This is a genomic window from Amaricoccus sp., from assembly GCF_017993425.1.
Lineage (GTDB): Bacteria > Pseudomonadota > Alphaproteobacteria > Rhodobacterales > Rhodobacteraceae > Amaricoccus.
The window spans coordinates 37,415-53,900 of record NZ_JAGOMQ010000015.1 but is presented as its reverse complement, the minus strand read 5'-3'; the positions used below and the strand labels follow the sequence as shown (position 1 = coordinate 53,900).

At 72.5% G+C, this 16,486-nt stretch carries 15 protein-coding genes and 1 tRNA gene; 7 read left to right on the top strand and 9 right to left on the bottom strand.

Annotated features, from left to right (window positions below):
• Positions 1 to 21: 21 nt before the first annotated feature.
• The 3 genes from KBB57_RS09120 to KBB57_RS09110 form a co-directional block, all read right to left on the bottom strand.
• On the bottom strand, positions 22 to 285 hold the full coding sequence (locus KBB57_RS09120; RefSeq protein WP_290748953.1) for a hypothetical protein: 264 nt from the start codon (positions 283 to 285) through the stop codon (positions 22 to 24).
• A complete protein-coding gene (locus KBB57_RS09115; RefSeq protein WP_290748951.1) occupies positions 282 to 1,598 on the bottom strand; it encodes a DUF6538 domain-containing protein in 1,317 nt (438 codons plus the stop codon). The genes KBB57_RS09120 and KBB57_RS09115 overlap by 4 nt, the downstream gene beginning before the upstream one ends.
• A 150-nt stretch (positions 1,599 to 1,748) precedes the next feature.
• A tRNA-Gly gene (locus KBB57_RS09110) sits at positions 1,749 to 1,823 on the bottom strand.
• 173 nt (positions 1,824 to 1,996) lie between these two features.
• On the opposite strand from KBB57_RS09110, the gene KBB57_RS09105 reads away from it, so the two are divergent.
• Positions 1,997 to 2,692, top strand: a complete 696-nt coding sequence (locus tag KBB57_RS09105) for a fumarylacetoacetate hydrolase family protein (RefSeq protein ID WP_290748948.1) — start codon at positions 1,997 to 1,999, stop codon at positions 2,690 to 2,692.
• 210 nt (positions 2,693 to 2,902) lie between these two features.
• Here the strand turns inward: KBB57_RS09105 and KBB57_RS09100 are convergent, their stop codons facing one another.
• Complete coding sequence (locus KBB57_RS09100) at positions 2,903 to 3,403, bottom strand: Lrp/AsnC family transcriptional regulator (protein WP_290748946.1); 501 nt, start codon at positions 3,401 to 3,403, stop codon at positions 2,903 to 2,905.
• Between the two features lie 160 nt (positions 3,404 to 3,563).
• Between KBB57_RS09100 and trxB the strand changes: the two genes are divergently transcribed.
• Entirely contained in the window at positions 3,564 to 4,553 is a 990-nt protein-coding gene (trxB, locus tag KBB57_RS09095) for a thioredoxin-disulfide reductase (RefSeq protein WP_290748943.1), read from the top strand.
• Between the two features lie 594 nt (positions 4,554 to 5,147).
• Here the strand turns inward: trxB and KBB57_RS09090 are convergent.
• Complete coding sequence (locus tag KBB57_RS09090) at positions 5,148 to 5,375, bottom strand: DUF1150 family protein (protein ID WP_290748941.1); 228 nt, start codon at positions 5,373 to 5,375, stop codon at positions 5,148 to 5,150.
• Between the two features lie 19 nt (positions 5,376 to 5,394).
• A complete protein-coding gene (locus tag KBB57_RS09085; protein WP_290748939.1) occupies positions 5,395 to 5,814 on the bottom strand; it encodes an Hsp20 family protein in 420 nt (139 codons plus the stop codon).
• Between the two features lie 255 nt (positions 5,815 to 6,069).
• Here KBB57_RS09085 and KBB57_RS09080 point away from each other — a divergent pair, with 255 nt between their 5' ends.
• Positions 6,070 to 9,519, top strand: coding sequence for a pyruvate carboxylase (locus KBB57_RS09080; RefSeq protein WP_290748937.1), 3,450 nt, complete (start codon positions 6,070 to 6,072; stop codon positions 9,517 to 9,519).
• A gap of 154 nt (positions 9,520 to 9,673) precedes the next feature.
• Here KBB57_RS09080 and KBB57_RS09075 read toward each other — a convergent pair whose 3' ends face one another.
• On the bottom strand, positions 9,674 to 10,237 hold the full coding sequence (locus KBB57_RS09075) for a helix-turn-helix domain-containing protein (RefSeq protein ID WP_290748935.1): 564 nt from the start codon (positions 10,235 to 10,237) through the stop codon (positions 9,674 to 9,676).
• A gap of 26 nt (positions 10,238 to 10,263) precedes the next feature.
• On the opposite strand from KBB57_RS09075, the gene KBB57_RS09070 reads away from it, so the two are divergent.
• Complete coding sequence (locus KBB57_RS09070) at positions 10,264 to 11,199, top strand: DMT family transporter (RefSeq protein ID WP_290748934.1); 936 nt, start codon at positions 10,264 to 10,266, stop codon at positions 11,197 to 11,199.
• A gap of 154 nt (positions 11,200 to 11,353) precedes the next feature.
• Entirely contained in the window at positions 11,354 to 11,995 is a 642-nt protein-coding gene (locus tag KBB57_RS09065) for a GntR family transcriptional regulator (RefSeq protein WP_290748932.1), read from the top strand.
• A gap of 10 nt (positions 11,996 to 12,005) precedes the next feature.
• On the opposite strand, the gene KBB57_RS09060 is transcribed toward KBB57_RS09065, so the two are convergent.
• Positions 12,006 to 12,287: a GlsB/YeaQ/YmgE family stress response membrane protein gene (locus KBB57_RS09060; RefSeq protein ID WP_290748929.1), complete on the bottom strand. Its 282-nt coding sequence runs from the start codon at positions 12,285 to 12,287 to the stop codon at positions 12,006 to 12,008.
• A 131-nt stretch (positions 12,288 to 12,418) separates the two neighbouring features.
• On the opposite strand from KBB57_RS09060, the gene KBB57_RS09055 reads away from it, so the two are divergent.
• Positions 12,419 to 12,931: a GNAT family N-acetyltransferase gene (locus KBB57_RS09055; RefSeq protein WP_290748927.1), complete on the top strand. Its 513-nt coding sequence runs from the start codon at positions 12,419 to 12,421 to the stop codon at positions 12,929 to 12,931.
• Positions 12,932 to 13,389: 458 nt separating this feature from the next.
• On the opposite strand, the gene purD is transcribed toward KBB57_RS09055, so the two are convergent.
• Positions 13,390 to 14,655, bottom strand: coding sequence for a phosphoribosylamine--glycine ligase (gene purD, locus KBB57_RS09050; RefSeq protein ID WP_290748925.1), 1,266 nt, complete (start codon positions 14,653 to 14,655; stop codon positions 13,390 to 13,392).
• Between the two features lie 76 nt (positions 14,656 to 14,731).
• On the opposite strand from purD, the gene xseA reads away from it, so the two are divergent.
• A complete protein-coding gene (gene xseA, locus KBB57_RS09045) occupies positions 14,732 to 16,471 on the top strand; it encodes an exodeoxyribonuclease VII large subunit (protein WP_290748923.1) in 1,740 nt (579 codons plus the stop codon).
• Positions 16,472 to 16,486: the final 15 nt, after the last annotated feature.

Below are 16,486 nucleotides of genomic sequence, written 5' to 3'. Positions count from 1 at the left end.
AGAGCGGGTCAGCGCGCGACGTTAAGCCTTCCGGCCGGCCTTGACCTCGGCCGCGGCGGCGATCGCCAGGGCGCGCGCCAGCGCGTCCGCCTTGCGCTCGCGCACGGCGATCTCGGCCTCGATCCGCTCGAAGATCGGCAGCGCCTCGGGGCGGCCGCCCGCGATCAGGCGGGCGACGTAATCGCGGCATCCGATCAGGTGGTCGAGCGGGACCTCGCCGGCGACCGCGGCCGCCGGACGGGCGCGCTTCGGGCGGACCAGCGCGAAGGGATCGCCGGCGGTCATAGCGCGATCTTTGCAATGTCGGCCGTGACCCGCGCGAGTCGGCCGCCCGCGCCGTATTTCGGCCGGTCGTATTTGTGACCCATCAGGTCGGCCCGAATCCGTTCGTCGGTTTCCGCGTCGAGGAGTCGGTCCTCGAAGGAATGCCGCAGCGAATAGGGGACCTGCCGATCATTCTGCAACAGGCCGTTGGCGCGCATGTATTTCACAACCGCGGCCGACCAGCCCGAGGATTTGCCGCGGTAGCGCGAGCAGCCGCCGGCCGCCTGCAAGCGTTTCAGGGCGTCGAGCGAGACCCCGAGGGCCGGAATGTCGCGGGCGCGCAGGCCGTGCGCGGTCTTGAGGGTCCGGGTGTCATTGGGCCGGACCTTGATATGCGGGAATTCGTGGTCGAGCTCGAAGTCCGCGCGCTCTAGGCCGATGATTTCCCCAGGGCCGGCCCCGGTGTTGACCATCGCGAGCAGGATATCGCGGGCCTCGGGGTTGAGCCCGTCGAGCGCGCCCGGCGCGAGGATCGTCTCGCGAATGAAGTCGGTCGGGATCGGCTCGCGCTTGTCCTTACCGCCCTTGATCTCGGACAGCCGCAGGCCGCCGAACGGGTTGGTGAGCCCGTATTGCCGCAACTCGTTGACCGTCGAGAAAATGTCGGACGCGAAGCCGAATTGCTTGTTTGCCGTGTTCGCGTCGTGCCCGGCCTCGACCCGATCAGCCCACCATTTGCGGAAGGCGAGGGCATCGGCGCGGTCGATCGCGTCGATCGGCTTGTCGCCCATCACCGCGACCATGTTATCGACGGTCAGCTTGCGCGGGTCCTCCCATCGCTTGACCTGATCGGGGGCCTTGCCCTTGAGTCGGTCGCGGGTCAACGCAAAGAAATCCGCCAGGACATCGGACCAGCGCGGGCGCGGGGCCGGGAGCAGCCCGAGCAGCGCGTCGGCTTCGGGCAGGATCGGCGCGGCCTGATTGGCGGTCGCCTCGATCAAGGCCGTGACCCGTGCGATCAGCGCCTCGAAAGCCCCGGCGTGAATGTCGGCCGCCGGGCGATAGGTAAAGCCGCGAGCCTCGGCGAGCGCGACCGTGGCGCAATGCCGCGCGGCCGCCTCGCCCGAGTTGCCGGCGGCCAGGGCTTCCCAATAGGCCCAGAGCCCGGCCTCGACCGCCGGGATTTTGGCGCGGGCCTCGGCCTCGGAATCGGTGTGCAGCGCCATCCGAACCGGCCGCCGCGGGTCCAAATGCTCGAAGCGGCGCGGGACCCGCTTGACGTAGAAAAAGCGCCCGCCGCGAGTCAGTAGATTGCCGGCCTTGTCCGATTTCATCCCGGTTTCCCCTGGGCAATGTTGCCCAAAAAGTTGCCCGAAATGTTGCCCATAAATTGAGGCCAAGAGCAAGCAGCAAACGCGCGGCGGGGTTAAGCCCTTGCTTTCGCTGAGCTTTTCCGCGCGTTTCCGCAAAAATATACCGATTATTGGAGCGGGCGAAGGGATTCGAACCCTCGACCCCAACCTTGGCAAGGTTGTGCTCTACCCCTGAGCTACGCCCGCGTCCGGGGCGCTGTATAGCGACTTCGGCGCCGGTGACAAGGGCTTTCCGAACCGGCGTCGCCATCTTCAGCCGGGAGGCGGCGCGCGCTTCCGGCGTCGGCGAATGCGTGCTAGCGCGGAGGCGGTCGCGCCGGCGCAGGCGTGGCGACGCGCAGCGGTCAGGGAGAATGAGCATGAGCGAAGCCGGCTATGTCATCGCGCCCGGGCCGCGGCCTTCCGTCGCCGTGGCAGGGACCGCCGGGCGCTGGCCGGTCCGGCGTATCTACTGCGTCGGCCGCAACTACGCCGCGCACGTCGAGGAGATGGGGGGAACCCTCGAGCGGAACCCGCCGATCTTCTTCCAGAAGCCGGCCGACGCCGTGGTCGCCTCGGGCGAGACCATCGCCTATCCGACGATCACCGGCGAGCTGCACCACGAGGTGGAGCTGGTCCTCGCCATCGGCAAGGGCGGGCGGAACATCCCGGAGGCGACCGCCCTCGACCATGTCTGGGGCTACGCCGTCGCCCTCGACATGACCCGCCGCGACATCCAGGGCGGCGGCAAGCCCTGGGAGATCGCCAAGTCCTTCGACCAGTCCTGCCCGATCGGCGCCATTACCCCCGCCGCCGTTTCCGGGTCGAAGACCTCGGGCTGCATCCGCCTGACGGTCAACGGCGAGACGCGGCAGGAGAGCGACCTGTCGCTGCTGATCTGGAAGCTGCCGGAGATCGTCGCGCGCCTGTCGGAATACTTCGAGCTCCGCCCCGGCGACCTCGTCCTGACCGGCACCCCGCACGGGGTGGGTCCGGTCGTCACCGGCGACCGCCTCGTCGCCACCGTTGACGGCCTCGCGCCGCTCGACGTGACCATCGGCCCCCGGGCGGGCTGAGCGGGCCCGCCCGGGGGCCGCCCCGGTTAGTCCCCATGCACGGGCCTCGTAACTGGACGGACCGTGATCCGTCCACGGTGGCAGAGGTCAGTCCCGTGCGCGCGGGTCCCGTAGGGCCAGACCAGCACCGTTCGGGCGTTCTGGAAGGGGTCAGTCCCGTGCGCGGGGGCCTCGTACGCCACGGGCGGCGGAACCCGCACGTACCCGCGGTCAGTCCCGCGCGCGCGCGCGGGCCTCATAGATGTCGAAGGGCACCGCCGGCTCGTCCTTGGCGCAGCGGATCACCAGGCTGGTCTTGACGCTGGCGACGTTCGGGGCCGCCGTCAGGTGCTCCGTCAGGAAGGTCTGGAAGGTCGACAGGTCCGGCGCGACGCATTTCAGGATGAAGTCGATCTCGCCGTTCAGCATGTGGCACTCGCGCACGAGCGGCCACGACCGGCACTGCGCCTCGAAGGCGGAGAGGTCGGCCTCGGCCTGGCTGGTGAGGCCCACCATCGCGAACACCTGCACCTCGAAGCCGAGCTCGCGGGCGTTGATCGCGGCGTGGTAGCCGAGGATCAGCTCCGCCTCCTCGAGCGCGCGGACGCGCCGCAGGCAGGGCGGCGCCGAGATGCCCACGCGGCGCGACAGCTCGACATTGGTCATGCGGCCGTCTTCCTGGAGCTCGGCGAGAATCTTGCGGTCGATCGGGTCGAGCTTGGCGCCCGGCATGGCTCAGGGTCCGTATCGTTACGTTCAAACCGCTATTAGCAGAAAGAATATTGCGCCTTCAAGCAATCATCTGCCGGAAATCGGCTGCCGTCGCGCCGTCGCCGCGCCGGCTTCACAGCGGGGGCCGGCGCGCCTATATCGCGGGACCGGAGGATCCGCCATGCCCGAGACGCGCCACACCCGCCTGCTCATCATCGGCTCCGGCCCGGCCGGCTACACGGCCGCGGTCTATGGGGCGCGCGCGATGCTCGCGCCGGTCCTCGTGCAGGGCATCCAGCCCGGGGGACAGCTGACCATCACCACCGAGGTGGAGAACTGGCCCGGCGACGTCGAGGTGCAGGGCCCGGCGCTGATGGAGCGGATGGAGGCGCATGCCCGCGCCACCGGGGCGGAGATCGTGGGCGACCACATCTCGCGGCTCGACCTGTCGCGGCGGCCGTTCACCGCCTGGGGCGACAGCGGGACGGTCTACACGGCCGAGGCGCTGATCCTCGCCACCGGGGCGCAGGCGCGCTGGCTGGGGCTTGCCTCCGAGGAGCGGTTCAAGGGCTTCGGCGTCTCGGCCTGCGCGACCTGCGACGGGTTCTTCTACCGCGGGCGCGAGGTGGTGGTCGTGGGCGGCGGCAACTCGGCGGTCGAGGAGGCGCTGTTCCTGACCAACTTCGCCACCAAGGTGACGCTGGTGCATCGCCGCGACGAGCTGCGCGCGGAGAAGATCCTCCAGGAGCGGCTGTTCCAGCACCCGAAGATCGAGACGATCTGGCATCACGCGCTCGACGAGGTGATCGGCGAGACCGATCCGCTCGGCGTGACCGGGGTGCGGCTGCGCGACGTGCGCAGCGGCGAGACGCGCGAGCTGAAGGCCGACGGAGTGTTCGTCGCCATCGGCCACGCGCCGGCGTCGCAGCTGGTCGAGGGCCAGCTGGAGCTTCACCACGGCGGCTACGTGCGAACGCAGCCGGGATCGACGGCGACCTCGGTCCCGGGGGTGTTCGCGGCGGGCGACATCGCCGATCCGGTCTACCGGCAGGCGGTGACCTCGGCGGGCATGGGCTGCATGGCGGCGCTCGACGCCGAGCGGTTCCTCGCGGCGCGGGACGAGGCAGGGGAGCCCGCGCCCGACGCCGCGCAGATCGCCGCGGCGGAGTGACGCGAGATCCGGCCCCTCGGGCTGGCCCTTCTCGATCCCCGGCTCAAGCCGGGGAAGCTGTGCGCCGCCCGGGGGCGCGGTGTTCGGCGCGGGTCTCTCGGCAGCGTCTCGACGCAGCGGGGGGAACGCGGACCGGGGCGCATCTGTCCACGCGTTGACAGATGTCAAAGAATTGATTCTACGCAGAAAAATTCCGAGTGCGGCTTGGTCGCGCCGGCTTTCGCGCAAGCTCGCGACGGGCGGCGGCGACGAGCCTCGGCGACGGAGGTCGCGTCGTTGACCGGCGCACCGGAGGGACGCCGCCGCGGGGCTCATGGTCGGGCTGTCGAGCCCCTACAACCTCGTCTTCTACCTGGCGGTGCTGCCACAGGTCCTGCCGTCGCTCGGCGCCGGCGCGGGGCTCGCGATCGGTCTCACCGCCATGGGCGGCATCGCCGCGGCGCAGCTCGGCGTCGTGGCGGTGGCCGCCGGCTGCAACGGGCTGGTGGGGGAGCGGGGCGGCCGCGCGGTCGACTGCGCGACCGCGGTGGCGCTGCTCGGCCGGCGCCGCCGCAACCGTGCCGGTCGCGGTCGAGCCGGCCGCCCTCGCCGCCGTCAGTGGACGCTGACGGGCGACATCTCGTTCTGGCGGGCGACCACGAAGGCCTGGGCGCGGTCGGGGACCAGCGCCAGCACCTCGCCGCCCTCGGCGTGGATGGCGTAGAGGTGGTCGAGCCCGGCGGTCTTGGCGCGGATCTCCTCGGGCAGGTCGGCGGTCTTCACCTCGCGCACGTAGACGATGCGCTTGCCGGCCTCGGCGGAGAAGCTGGGGAAATCGGTCATGTCTCTGCCTCCTTGGTTTCTAGCGGCTCTTGCGGGTGATGCCGATGGTGCGGACCACCGTCTCGGGCGCGGCGCGCTCGAGGTCGATGTGCAGGAGCCCGTTCTCGAGCGACGCGCCGCTCACCTCGACGCCGTCGGCCAGCACGAAGCTGCGCTGGAACTGCCGGGCGGCGATGCCGCGGTGCAGGAAGACGCGGCCCTCCGCGTCGTCGCGCTGGCGGCCGCGCACCACGAGCTGGTTGGATTCCAGCGTCACCGCGAGGTCGTCCTCGGCGAAGCCCGCGACCGCGAGGGTGATGCGGTAGGAGGCGTCGGAGGTCTGCTCGATGTTGCAGGGCGGGTAGCCCTCGGCCCCGGACTTCGCGCTGCGTTCCACCAGCCGGTCCAGCTGCTCGAACCCAAGAAGATAAGGGTGCGAGGCGAAGGTCATTTTCGTCATCGCGCAAGTCCTCGTGAAGCGACTTCGGCGCGGGCCCCTCGGATAGGCGACCCGGTAGCGTCGAGATGGGCGCCGCCGCCCCGGAAAACAAGACGGAAGCCGGCTGCGCGATCCCTGGGCGCCGGCGCCCAGCAAAGCGGCGATCGCCGGAGCGGCGCCCCGCGGAGGGCGGGGCAGATTGTCTGTCGTCCGAGGGTGGGATAGGGATTCCGGCCGTCGCGCCTCTCTCCCGGGCGCCAGCGCAAGGGCTGCCTCATGCCGACCTTCAAGAAGATCCTGGTGGCCAACCGCGGCGAGATCGCGATCCGCGTGATGCGGGCGGCGAACGAGCTCGGCAAGCGCACGGTGGCGGTGTTCGCCGAGGAGGACAAGCTCTCGCTGCACCGCTTCAAGGCGGACGAGGCCTACCGCATCGGCGAGGGCCTCGGCCCGGTCGCCGCCTATCTCTCGATCCCCGAGATCATCCGCGTGGCGAAGATGTCCGGCGCGGACGCGATCCACCCGGGCTACGGCCTGCTCTCCGAGAACCCCGAGCTGGTCGAGGCCTGTGAGGCCAACGACATCACCTTTATCGGCCCGACCTCGGCCACCATGCGGATGCTCGGCGACAAGGCCTCCGCCCGCAGGGTGGCGATCGAGGCCGGCGTGCCGGTGATCCCCGCGACCGACGTCCTGCCCGACGACATGGCCGAGGTCCGCCGCATGGCCGAGGCCGTCGGCTATCCCTTCATGCTCAAGGCCTCCTGGGGCGGCGGCGGCAGGGGCATGCGCCCGATCCTCGGCCCCGACGAGCTCGAGGAGAAGGTGCTGGAGGGCCGCCGCGAGGCCGTGGCCGCCTTCGGCAACGGCGAGGGCTACCTCGAGAAGATGATCGTCAACGCCCGCCACGTCGAGGTGCAGATCCTCGGCGACAAGATGGGCACGATCTATCACCTGTGGGAGCGCGACTGCTCCGTCCAGCGCCGCAACCAGAAGGTCGTCGAGCGCGCCCCCGCGCCCTACCTGAGCCAGGAGCAGCGCGAGTACGTCTGCGGGCTGGCGCTGCGGATCGCGCGGGCGGCGAATTACGAGTGCGCCGGCACGGTTGAGTTCCTGATGGACCGCGACAGTGGCGATTTCTATTTCATCGAGGTGAATCCCCGCATCCAGGTCGAGCACACCGTCACCGAGGAGGTGACCGGCATCGACATCGTCCGCGCCCAGATCCTGATCGAGGAGGGCGCGACCATCGCCGAGGCGACGGGGATGGCGAGCCAGGCCGACATCACGCTGCACGGCAACGCCATCCAGTGCCGCATCACCACCGAGGATCCGCAGAACAACTTCATCCCCGACTACGGCCGCATCACCGCCTATCGCGGCGCGACCGGCATGGGCATCCGCCTCGACGGCGGCACGGCCTATTCCGGCGCGGTCATCACCCGCTACTACGACTCGCTCCTCGAGAAGGTCACCGCCTGGGCGCCGACGCCGGAGGCGGCGGTGGCGCGGCTCGACCGGGCGCTCAGGGAGTTCCGCATCCGCGGCGTCTCCACCAACATCGCCTTCGTCGAGAACCTGCTGAAGCACCCGAGCTTCCTCGACTACAGCTACACGACGAAGTTCATCGACACGACGCCCGAGCTCTTCCGTTTCGAGAAGCGCCGCGACCGGGCGACCCGCATCCTCAACTACATCGCCGACATCACCGTGAACGGCCATCCGGAGACCGCCGGCCGGCCGAAGCCGCCGGCGCAGGCCCGGGCCCCGAAGCCCCCCGTCGTGCCGGTCGAGGCCCCGCCGGAGGGCACCCGCCAGCTCCTCGACGCCCACGGGCCGAAGGCGGTGGCCGACTGGATGCTGGCGCAGGAGCGCCTGCTCATCACCGACACCACGATGCGCGACGGCCACCAGAGCCTCCTCGCCACGCGGATGCGCTCCTACGACATGATCCGCATCGCGCCGGCCTATGCGCACATGCTGCCGCAGCTCTTCTCGGTCGAGTGCTGGGGCGGCGCGACCTTCGACGTCGCCTATCGCTTCCTCCAAGAATGCCCCTGGCAGCGGCTGCGGGACCTGCGCAAGGCGATGCCGAACCTGATGACGCAGATGCTGCTGCGCGCCTCGAACGGGGTCGGCTACACCAACTATCCCGACAACGTCGTCGAGGCCTTCGTCGGCCAGGCGGCCTCGTCAGGGGTCGACGTCTTCCGCGTCTTCGACAGCCTGAACTGGGTCGAGAACATGCGCGTCGCCATGGACGCGGTGGTCGCGGCCGACAAGGTCTGCGAGGCGGCGATCTGCTACACCGGCGATCTCTACGACCCGGACCGCTCCAAGTACGACCTGAAATACTACGTCGCGATGGCCAGCGAGCTGCGTGACGCCGGCGCCCACGTCCTCGGGCTGAAGGACATGGCCGGGCTCCTCAAGCCCGCCGCCGCCTACGCCCTCGTCAAGGCGCTGAAGGAGGAGGTCGGCCTCCCCGTCCACTTCCACACCCACGACACCAGCGGCATCGCCGGGGCCTCGATCCTCGCCGCCGCGCGGGCGGGCGTCGACGCCGTCGACGCGGCGATGGACGCCTTCTCGGGCGGCACCTCGCAGCCCTGCCTCGGCTCGATCGTCGAGGCGCTGAAGCACGGCGACCGCGACACCGGGCTCGACATGGGCGCGATCCGCACGATCTCCGACTACTGGGAGGCGGTGCGCACCCAGTACGCCGCCTTCGAGGCCGGCCTGAAGGCCCCCGCCTCCGAGGTCTACCTTCACGAGATGCCGGGCGGCCAGTTCACCAACCTCAAGGCGCAGGCGCGCTCCATGGGGCTGGAGGAGCGCTGGCACGAGGTCGCGGCGATGTATGCCGAGGTCAACCGCATGTTCGGCGACATCGTCAAGGTGACGCCCTCCTCCAAGGTCGTCGGCGACATGGCGCTGATGATGGTGGCGCAGGGGCTGACCCGGGCGCAGGTCGAGGACCCGGAGGTCGAGGTCGCCTTCCCGGAGAGCGTCGTCGACATGATGAAGGGCAATCTCGGCCAGCCCCCGGGCGGCTGGCCCGAGGCGCTCCAGAAGAAGGTCCTCAAGGGCGAGCCCGCCTCGACCGAGCGGCCGGGCGCGGTGATGCCGCCGGCCGACCTCGGCGCGCTGCGGGCGAAGCTGAAGGCCGAGGTTCCCGAGACCGCCTTCGACGACGAGGATTTCTGCGGCTACCTGATGTATCCCAAGGTCTTCGTCGACTACGCCACCCGGCACGCCGAGTATGGCCCGGTGCGCACGCTGCCGACGCCGGTCTATTTCTACGGCATGGAGCCGGGCGACGAGATCGCGGCGGAGATCGACCCCGGCAAGACGCTGGAGATCCGCCTCCAGACCGTCGGCGAGACCAACGAGGACGGCGAGGTCCGGGTGTTCTTCGAGCTGAACGGCCAGCCGCGCACCGCCCGGGTGCCGAACCGCAAGGCGCAGGCCTCGGCCCCGAAGCGGCCGAAGGCCGAGCCCGGCGCGCCGGGGCAGGTCGCCGCGCCGATGCCGGGGGTGATCGCCTCGGTCGGCGTGACGCAAGGCCAGGAGGTGCGGGCGGGCGACCTCCTCGTCACCATCGAGGCGATGAAGATGGAGACCGGCCTCTACGCCGAGCGCGGCGGCACGGTGAAGGCGCTGCACGTCCAGCCCGGCAGCCAGGTCGACGCGAAGGATCTGCTGGTCGAGCTGGCGCTCGCCTGAGGCCTCCGGGAGACCGCCCCGAGCGGCGTCCCGCCGGGCCTGTCGATGCCGCCGATCAAGATGGAACAGGTCCAGCGAGTCCGGCAGGATCCTCCGGGCCTGACGGCCATGCCGGACGCGCAACCCCTCCGCCGTCAGCCCCCGCCGCCCCGCCTCACGCCACCACCACCCGGATGAACCGCACCTCGTCCGTGCCGCGGTTCGCATAGGCGTAGCTCTGGGCGCTGCCGTAGATCGCGTGGCCGCCGGGGCCGATCGTCAGCTCGCCCGCCTCGGTCTCGACCGTCAGCACCCCGGCGTCGACATGAACGATCTCGTGCCAGCCCTCGGGATCGGGCTCGGCGTCGTAGCGGTCGCCCGGCGCCAGCGACCAGGTCCAGAGCTGCGCGTCGCGCCGCGCCGGCACGCTGCCGACCAGCGTCGCGGAGCTGCCCTCGGCCCGCCCGCGCCAGGCCAGCGCCTCGACCCGCCCGGGCGCGAGGCCGGCGTCGGGGTCGCTCACCATCTCGACGAACCCCGCCCCGAGCGCCCAGGCCAGCCGGTCGAGGCTCGAGAGGCTGACGTTGGTCTCGCCGCCCTCGAGCCCGACGATCATCCGCCGGCTGATCCCCGACGCCTCCGCCAGCGCCTGCTGGCTCATCCCCGCCGCCTGACGCAGCCGGCGCAGGTTCGTCCCGACATGGGCGAGGACGTCGCCACGGGAGGCTTGATTGGGCATTATACTTCTCATATGAGGTGCGCACTATGATGCACATCGCCGCCCCCCGCCGCAACCCGCTCGCGCTCTCCCGCCCGGAGGCCGCGCTCGTCGCCATCACCGTGGTCTGGGGCGCGACCTTCCTCGTCGTGCAGCTGGCGATGCTGGCCGGCGGCGCGCCGCTCGCCTTCGTCGGGCTGCGCTTCGCGGCCGCCGGCCTCGCCACGCTCGCGCTCTTCGCCGGGGCGATGCGCGGGCTGACCCGCCGCGAGCTCGGCGCCGGGATCGCGGTCGGTGCCTGCATCTTCCTCGGCTTCTCCCTGCAGACCGTCGGCCTCCAGACGATCTCGAGCAGCCGCTCCGCCTTCATCACCGCGGTCTATGTGCCGCTGGTGCCGATTCTCCAGCTCGTCGTGCTGCGCCGCCCGCCGCCGGCGATGGCCTGGGCCGGCGTGGCGCTCGCCTTCGTCGGCCTCGTCCTGATCGCCGGGCCCCAGGCGGGCGGGACGGCGGGCGGGCTCGCGCTCGGCCCGGGCGAGGTGGCGACCCTCCTCGGCGCCGTCGCCATCGCCGCGGAGATCATCCTCGTCGGCCGCTTCGCGGGCTCCGTCGACGTCCGCCGCATCACTGTCGTCCAGCTCCTGACGGCGAGCGGCCTCGCCTTCGCCTTCTCGCCGGTCGCCGGCGAGAGCCTGCCCGCGTCCGCCGGCTGGGTCGCCGCGGCGCTCGGCCTCGGCCTCGCCTCGGCGGTCATCCAGCTGACGATCAACTGGGCGCAGCGCACCGTCTCGCCGACCCGGGCGACGCTGATCTATGCCGGCGAGCCGGTCTGGGGCGGCGTCGTCGGCCGCCTCGCCGGCGACCGCCTGCCGCCGCTGGCGCTCCTCGGCGGCGCCCTCATCGTCGCCGCCGTGATGATCAGCGAATGGCGGCCGCGGCGACGGCGCCAGCCTGTGGATAACTCCATGTATATATCAATTTGACAGAGATGTCAGATGGTTGGACAGTTTCCCACTGTGGTACATTTTCGGGATGCGGCCCGGAATCCGGCGGCAGGGCGAGGCGCCCGTGGATTCTTCCCCGCGACCGGACTAGGCTCCGCGCCGCGGCGGCGGAGACGGAGGAGACCAGCGCGCCATGGCGACGACCGGCCAGAGGGATGCCCACGAGCTGCTGCTCGACGCGATCGACCAGGGCGAGTTCCGTCCCGGCGACCGGCTGGTCGAGAGCGAGCTGGCCGAGCGCTTCGGCGTCTCCCGCACCCCCATCCGCGAGGCGCTGCAGCGGCTGGAGACGCAAGGGGTGCTCGCCCGCGACGGCCGCAGCCTCGTCGTCGCGGCGCTCGACCACGACCAGCTCGGCGAGCTCTACGTGGTCCGCGCCGAGCTCGAGGGCCTTGCGGCCCGGCTGGCGGCGCAGCACGCGGCGCCCGAGGAGGTGCGGGTGCTGTGGGAGATGGTGCGCAAGGACCGCGAGCTCGTCGACCGGCCCGAGGCGCTGGCGCGGACCAACAAGCGGTTCCACCGCCAGATCCATCTCGCCTCGCACAACCGCTACCTGATCCAGCAGCTCGACATGGTCCACCGGGCGATGGCCTTGATGGCGCAGACATCGCTGGCGGCGCCGGGGCGGGGGCCGCAGTCGATCGACGAGCACGAGGCGATCGTCCGCGCCATCGGCTCCCGCGACGGCGAGGCGGCGGACGCGGCGATCCGCGAGCACATCAGCCGCGCCTTCGAGACGCGGCTGCTGCGGGACGCCGAGCGCTTCGCGGTGTAGGGCGTCCGGGCTAGGCCCGTTTTATCAGGCCGATGATCAGCAGCACGATGATGGCGCCGACCATGGCGGACAGGATCGCGCCGAGGATGCCGCCGCCGAAGCCGAGGCCGAGGAGCGGGAACAGCCAGCCGGCGACGATGGCGCCGAGGATGCCGAGCACGATGTTGCCCATCACGCCCATGCCGCCGCCGCGGACGATCAGTCCTGCGAGCCAGCCGGCGACGCCGCCGACGATCAGCCAGATGATGAACGAGACCAGGATGCCGGTCCCCTGTGCGGCGGTTTCTTCCATCGGCTCCTCCCGAGCGGTGGTGGGCGGGGATGATAGCGCCCGGGGGCCGGCGTGCAAGGCTGCGCCCCGCGGTTAATTCTGCCCGCGCGGGGCGCTTGTGGCGGGGTCGGGGCGGGCCTAGTCTCGCGGGCATGGAGCCCGGTCCCGACAGCGCTGGCGTCCTGCGGACCCGCTGGTCGACGGCGGCGGACGCCGAGGGGCTGGCCGTCGTCCATGCCGGGGCTTGGCGCTATGCCTATGCCGGGGTGATCCCGGAGCCGGGGCTGACCCGGATGATCGGCCGGCGCGGTCCGGGCTGGTGGCGGCGGCTCCATGACGGCCGGGGCCGGGCGCTCGTCGCCGCGCTCGGCGAGGACGTGGTGGGCTACGCCCTCGTCGGCCGCTGCCGGTCGGGCCCGGGGGGCGAGATCCAGGAGCTCTACGTGCGGCCGGAATGCCAGGGCATCGGGTTCGGCTCGCAGCTCTTCGCCGCCGCGCGGGCCGAGCTCGACGGCCGCGGGGTCGTGCCGCTGACCGTCTGGTGCCTGGCGGGGAACCTCGTCGGGCTCGCGTTCTATCGCGCCCTCGGGGGGCGGGAGACGGGGAGCGCGGTCGAGAGCGTGGCGGGGGCGCGGCTGGAGAAGCGGCGCTTCACCTGGGGGTGACCGGGGGCGTTGAAATGTCCCACAGTGGGACGCTGCTCAATTAATTGAGTTAAAACGATAATAATCGTGAAGTAATTTTATTGCGCGCGTGAGTGCGGGTGGCGAGGTGGCCGCCTTTGCGGCCACAAGGAGCGCGCAGGTGCGCGCAGAGTCTCTTTGCTTGTTTTCCGCCTGTGGGCGGAAAACCGACTGCTCTCCAGGTTAGCTAACCTGAATGAAAGCCTTTGGGGGCGCGGGCGGCGGGGCCGTTCGGGGAGAGGCGCGGGGCGACGCTTCGGGCCGCTGCCGGGCCGGGAGCGAGGCCGGGCTCAGGCGGGCGGCGGGATCGCCGGGCAGTCGCGGGCTTCACGCGGCGGGGACGCCGGACAGCGAGGGCCGGCCTCAGGCGGCGGCGGAGCCGTGGACAGGTCCTGCCGGGCTCAGGCCGCGCCGGGGCGTTGGGGTAGGCCGCGCCGGGCTCAGGCGGCGGGGTCGTCCGGGAGGGCGCGCCAGCCGATGTCGCGGCGGTAGAAGCCGCCGGGCCAGTCGACGGCGGCGGCGACGGCGTAGGCGAGGTCGCGGGCCTCGGCCAGCGTCGCGCCGCGGGCGGTGGCGTCGAGGACGCGGCCGCCGTTCGAGACGAGCTCGCCCCCCTCGATGCGGGTGCCGGCGTGGAAGAGCCGCGCCCGCGGGTCGTCGAGGGCGGGCAGGCCGATCGCCTCGCCGCGGGCGTAGTCGCCGGGATAGCCGCGGGCGGCGATAACCACGGTCATCGCGTGGTCCTCGGCCCAGTTCACCCGCGCGGCCGCGAGCCGGCCCTCGGCGCAGGCGAGGATGGCGTCGAGGAGCTGCGCCCCGAGGCGCATGGCGATCGCCTGGATCTCGGGGTCGCCGAAGCGGACGTTGTACTCGACAAGCCGCGGGCGGCCGTCCTCGATCATCAGGCCGGCGAAGAGCACGCCCTGGAAGGGCGTGCCGCGGCGGGCCATCTCGGCGAGCGTCGGGCGGACGATCTCCGCGAGCGCCCGCTCGGTGACCTCCGGCGTCATCGCCGGCGCGGGGGAATAGGCGCCCATGCCGCCGGTGTTCGGGCCCTCGTCGCCGTCGAAGGCGCGCTTGTGGTCCTGCGCGCTGCCGACGACGAGGAGATCCGTGCCGTGCGCCAGCACGAAGAGGCTCGCCTCCTCGCCGGTCATGAACTCCTCGATCACCACCCGCGCGCCGGGGCCCTCGGCGAAGATCGCGTCGAGCGCGGCCTGCGCCTCGGCCTCGGTCGTCGCCACGGTGACGCCCTTGCCGGCGGCGAGCCCGTCGGCCTTCACGACGATCGGCGCGCCCTGCACGCCGACATAGGCCCGGGCGGCGGTCTCGTCGGTGAAGGTCTGGCTCGCCGCGGTGGGCGCGCCGCAGGCGGCGGCGATCTCCTTGGTGAAAGCCTTGGAGGCTTCGAGCCGGGCGGCCTCGCGGCCCGGGCCGAAGACGAGGAGGCCGCCGGCGCGCAGCGTGTCGGCGACGCCCTCGGCGAGCGGGGCCTCGGGGCCGATCATGACGAACTCGACGCCGTTCTCGCGGGCGAAGTCGAGCACCTTGGCGCCGTCGAGGATGTCGAGCGCGACGCAATCGGCCACCTCGGCGATGCCGGCGTTGCCGGGGGCGCACCAGAGCCGGTCGCATTTCGGGTTCTGCGCGAAGGCCCAGGCCAGCGCGTGCTCGCGGCCGCCGCCGCCGAGGATGAGGATGTTCATCGCACGCCTCCCGCGCTTGGCCCCGCCGCGCCGGCGTTCTAAGGTCGCCCGCTCTCCGCCGCAAGCGAGCCCGCGCATGGACCTCTTCGAGCCGGACGGCCCGGGCTCCCCGGGCGGCAACGTCCCCGAGCTGACCGTCGGCGAGATCTCCGGCGCGGTGAAGCGCGCCATCGAGGGCGGCTTCGGGCATGTGCGGGTCCGCGGCGAGGTGGGCCGGGTGTCGCGGCCGGGGTCGGGGCATATCTACCTCGACCTGAAGGACGACCGCGCCTGCCTCGGAGCCGTGGTCTGGCGGACCTCGGTGCGCGGCCTGGCGGTGCAGCCGCAGGAGGGGATGGAGGTTGTCGCCACCGGGCGGCTGACCACCTTCCCCGGGGCCTCGAAGTACCAGATGGTGATCGAGCAGATCGCCCATGCCGGCGTCGGCGCGCTGCTGGCCATGCTGGAGAAGCGCAAGGCGGCGCTGGCCGCCGAGGGCCTGTTCGATCCGGGCCGCAAGCGGCCGCTGCCGTTCCTGCCGGAGACGATCGGCGTCGTCACCTCGCCCTCGGGCGCGGTGATCCGCGACATCCTGCACCGGCTCGCCGAGCGGTTTCCGCGGCGGGTGCTGGTCTGGCCGGCGGCGGTGCAGGGGCCGAACTGCGCCGCCGAGGTCGCGGCGGCGATCCGCGGCTTCGACGCCATGGCGCCGGGCGGGCCGGCGCCGCGGCCGGACCTGCTGATCGTCGCCCGCGGCGGCGGGTCGATCGAGGACCTGTGGGGGTTCAACGAGGAGGCGGTGCTGCGCGCCGCCGCCGCCTGCCGCATCCCGCTGATCTCGGCCGTGGGGCACGAGACCGACAACACGCTCCTCGACCTCGTGGCCGATCGCCGAGCGCCGACGCCGACCGCGGCGGCGGAGATGGCGGTGCCGGTGCGGCTCGACCTGCTGGCCGGGCTCGCGGGGCTGGAGACGCGGCGGCGGGGGGCGCTGTCGCGCGGGCTCGACGCGCGCCGGCAGCGGTTGCGAGACCTTGCGCGCGGGTTGCCGCGGGGCGAGGCGCTGGTGGCCGAGCGGGCGCAGCGGCTCGACGGGCTGGCGCTGCGGCTGCCGCGGGCGCTGGTCGCCGCGGCGCGGGAGCGCCGGCTGCGGCTGGCGCAGGGGGCCGGCGGGCGGCTGTCGCCGGCGCTGCTCGCCCGCGCGGTGGAGCGGCAGCGGGCGCGGCTCGAGGCTTTGGCGCCGCGGCTGCCGCGGGCGCTGGGGGCGGCGGCGCGCGAGGGGCGGCTGCGGCTGGCGCAGGGGGCGGCGGGGCGGCTTGCGCCCGCGCTCCTCGCCCGCGCCATCGCCGCGCGGCGGGAGCGGCTGGAGCGCGTGGCCGCGGGGCTCGATCCGGGCCGCCGCGAGCGGGAGATCGGGCGGCTGGGCGAGCGGCTGGCCGCGGCCGCGGCGCGGCTGGAGCGGGTCGGCGCCGGGCGGCTGGCGCAGGGGCGGGTGGGGCTCGACGGGCTCGCGCGCGCTCTCGACCGGGCGGGCCCGGCGCGTCTCGCGGCGGCGCGGGGGGCGCTCGGCGGCTGGGCGCGGCTGCTGGCGACGCTCGGGCCGGAGGCGACGCTGGCGCGCGGCTTCGCCATCGTGCGCGATGAGGCGGGCCGGGTGCTGACCCGCGCCGCGGACGCGCGCGCCGCCGCCGGGCTGGAGATCGAGCTGGCGGACGGCCGCGTTGCGGCGCGCCCCGAGGCGGGGGCCGGCCCGGCGCCGCGTCCCGGGGCGGTTGCGCGGCCGCGCCGCGGCGGGCGGGAATCCGGCGGCGACCCGGGGCAGGGGAGCCTCCTCTGAGCGGTTGAGCACCGC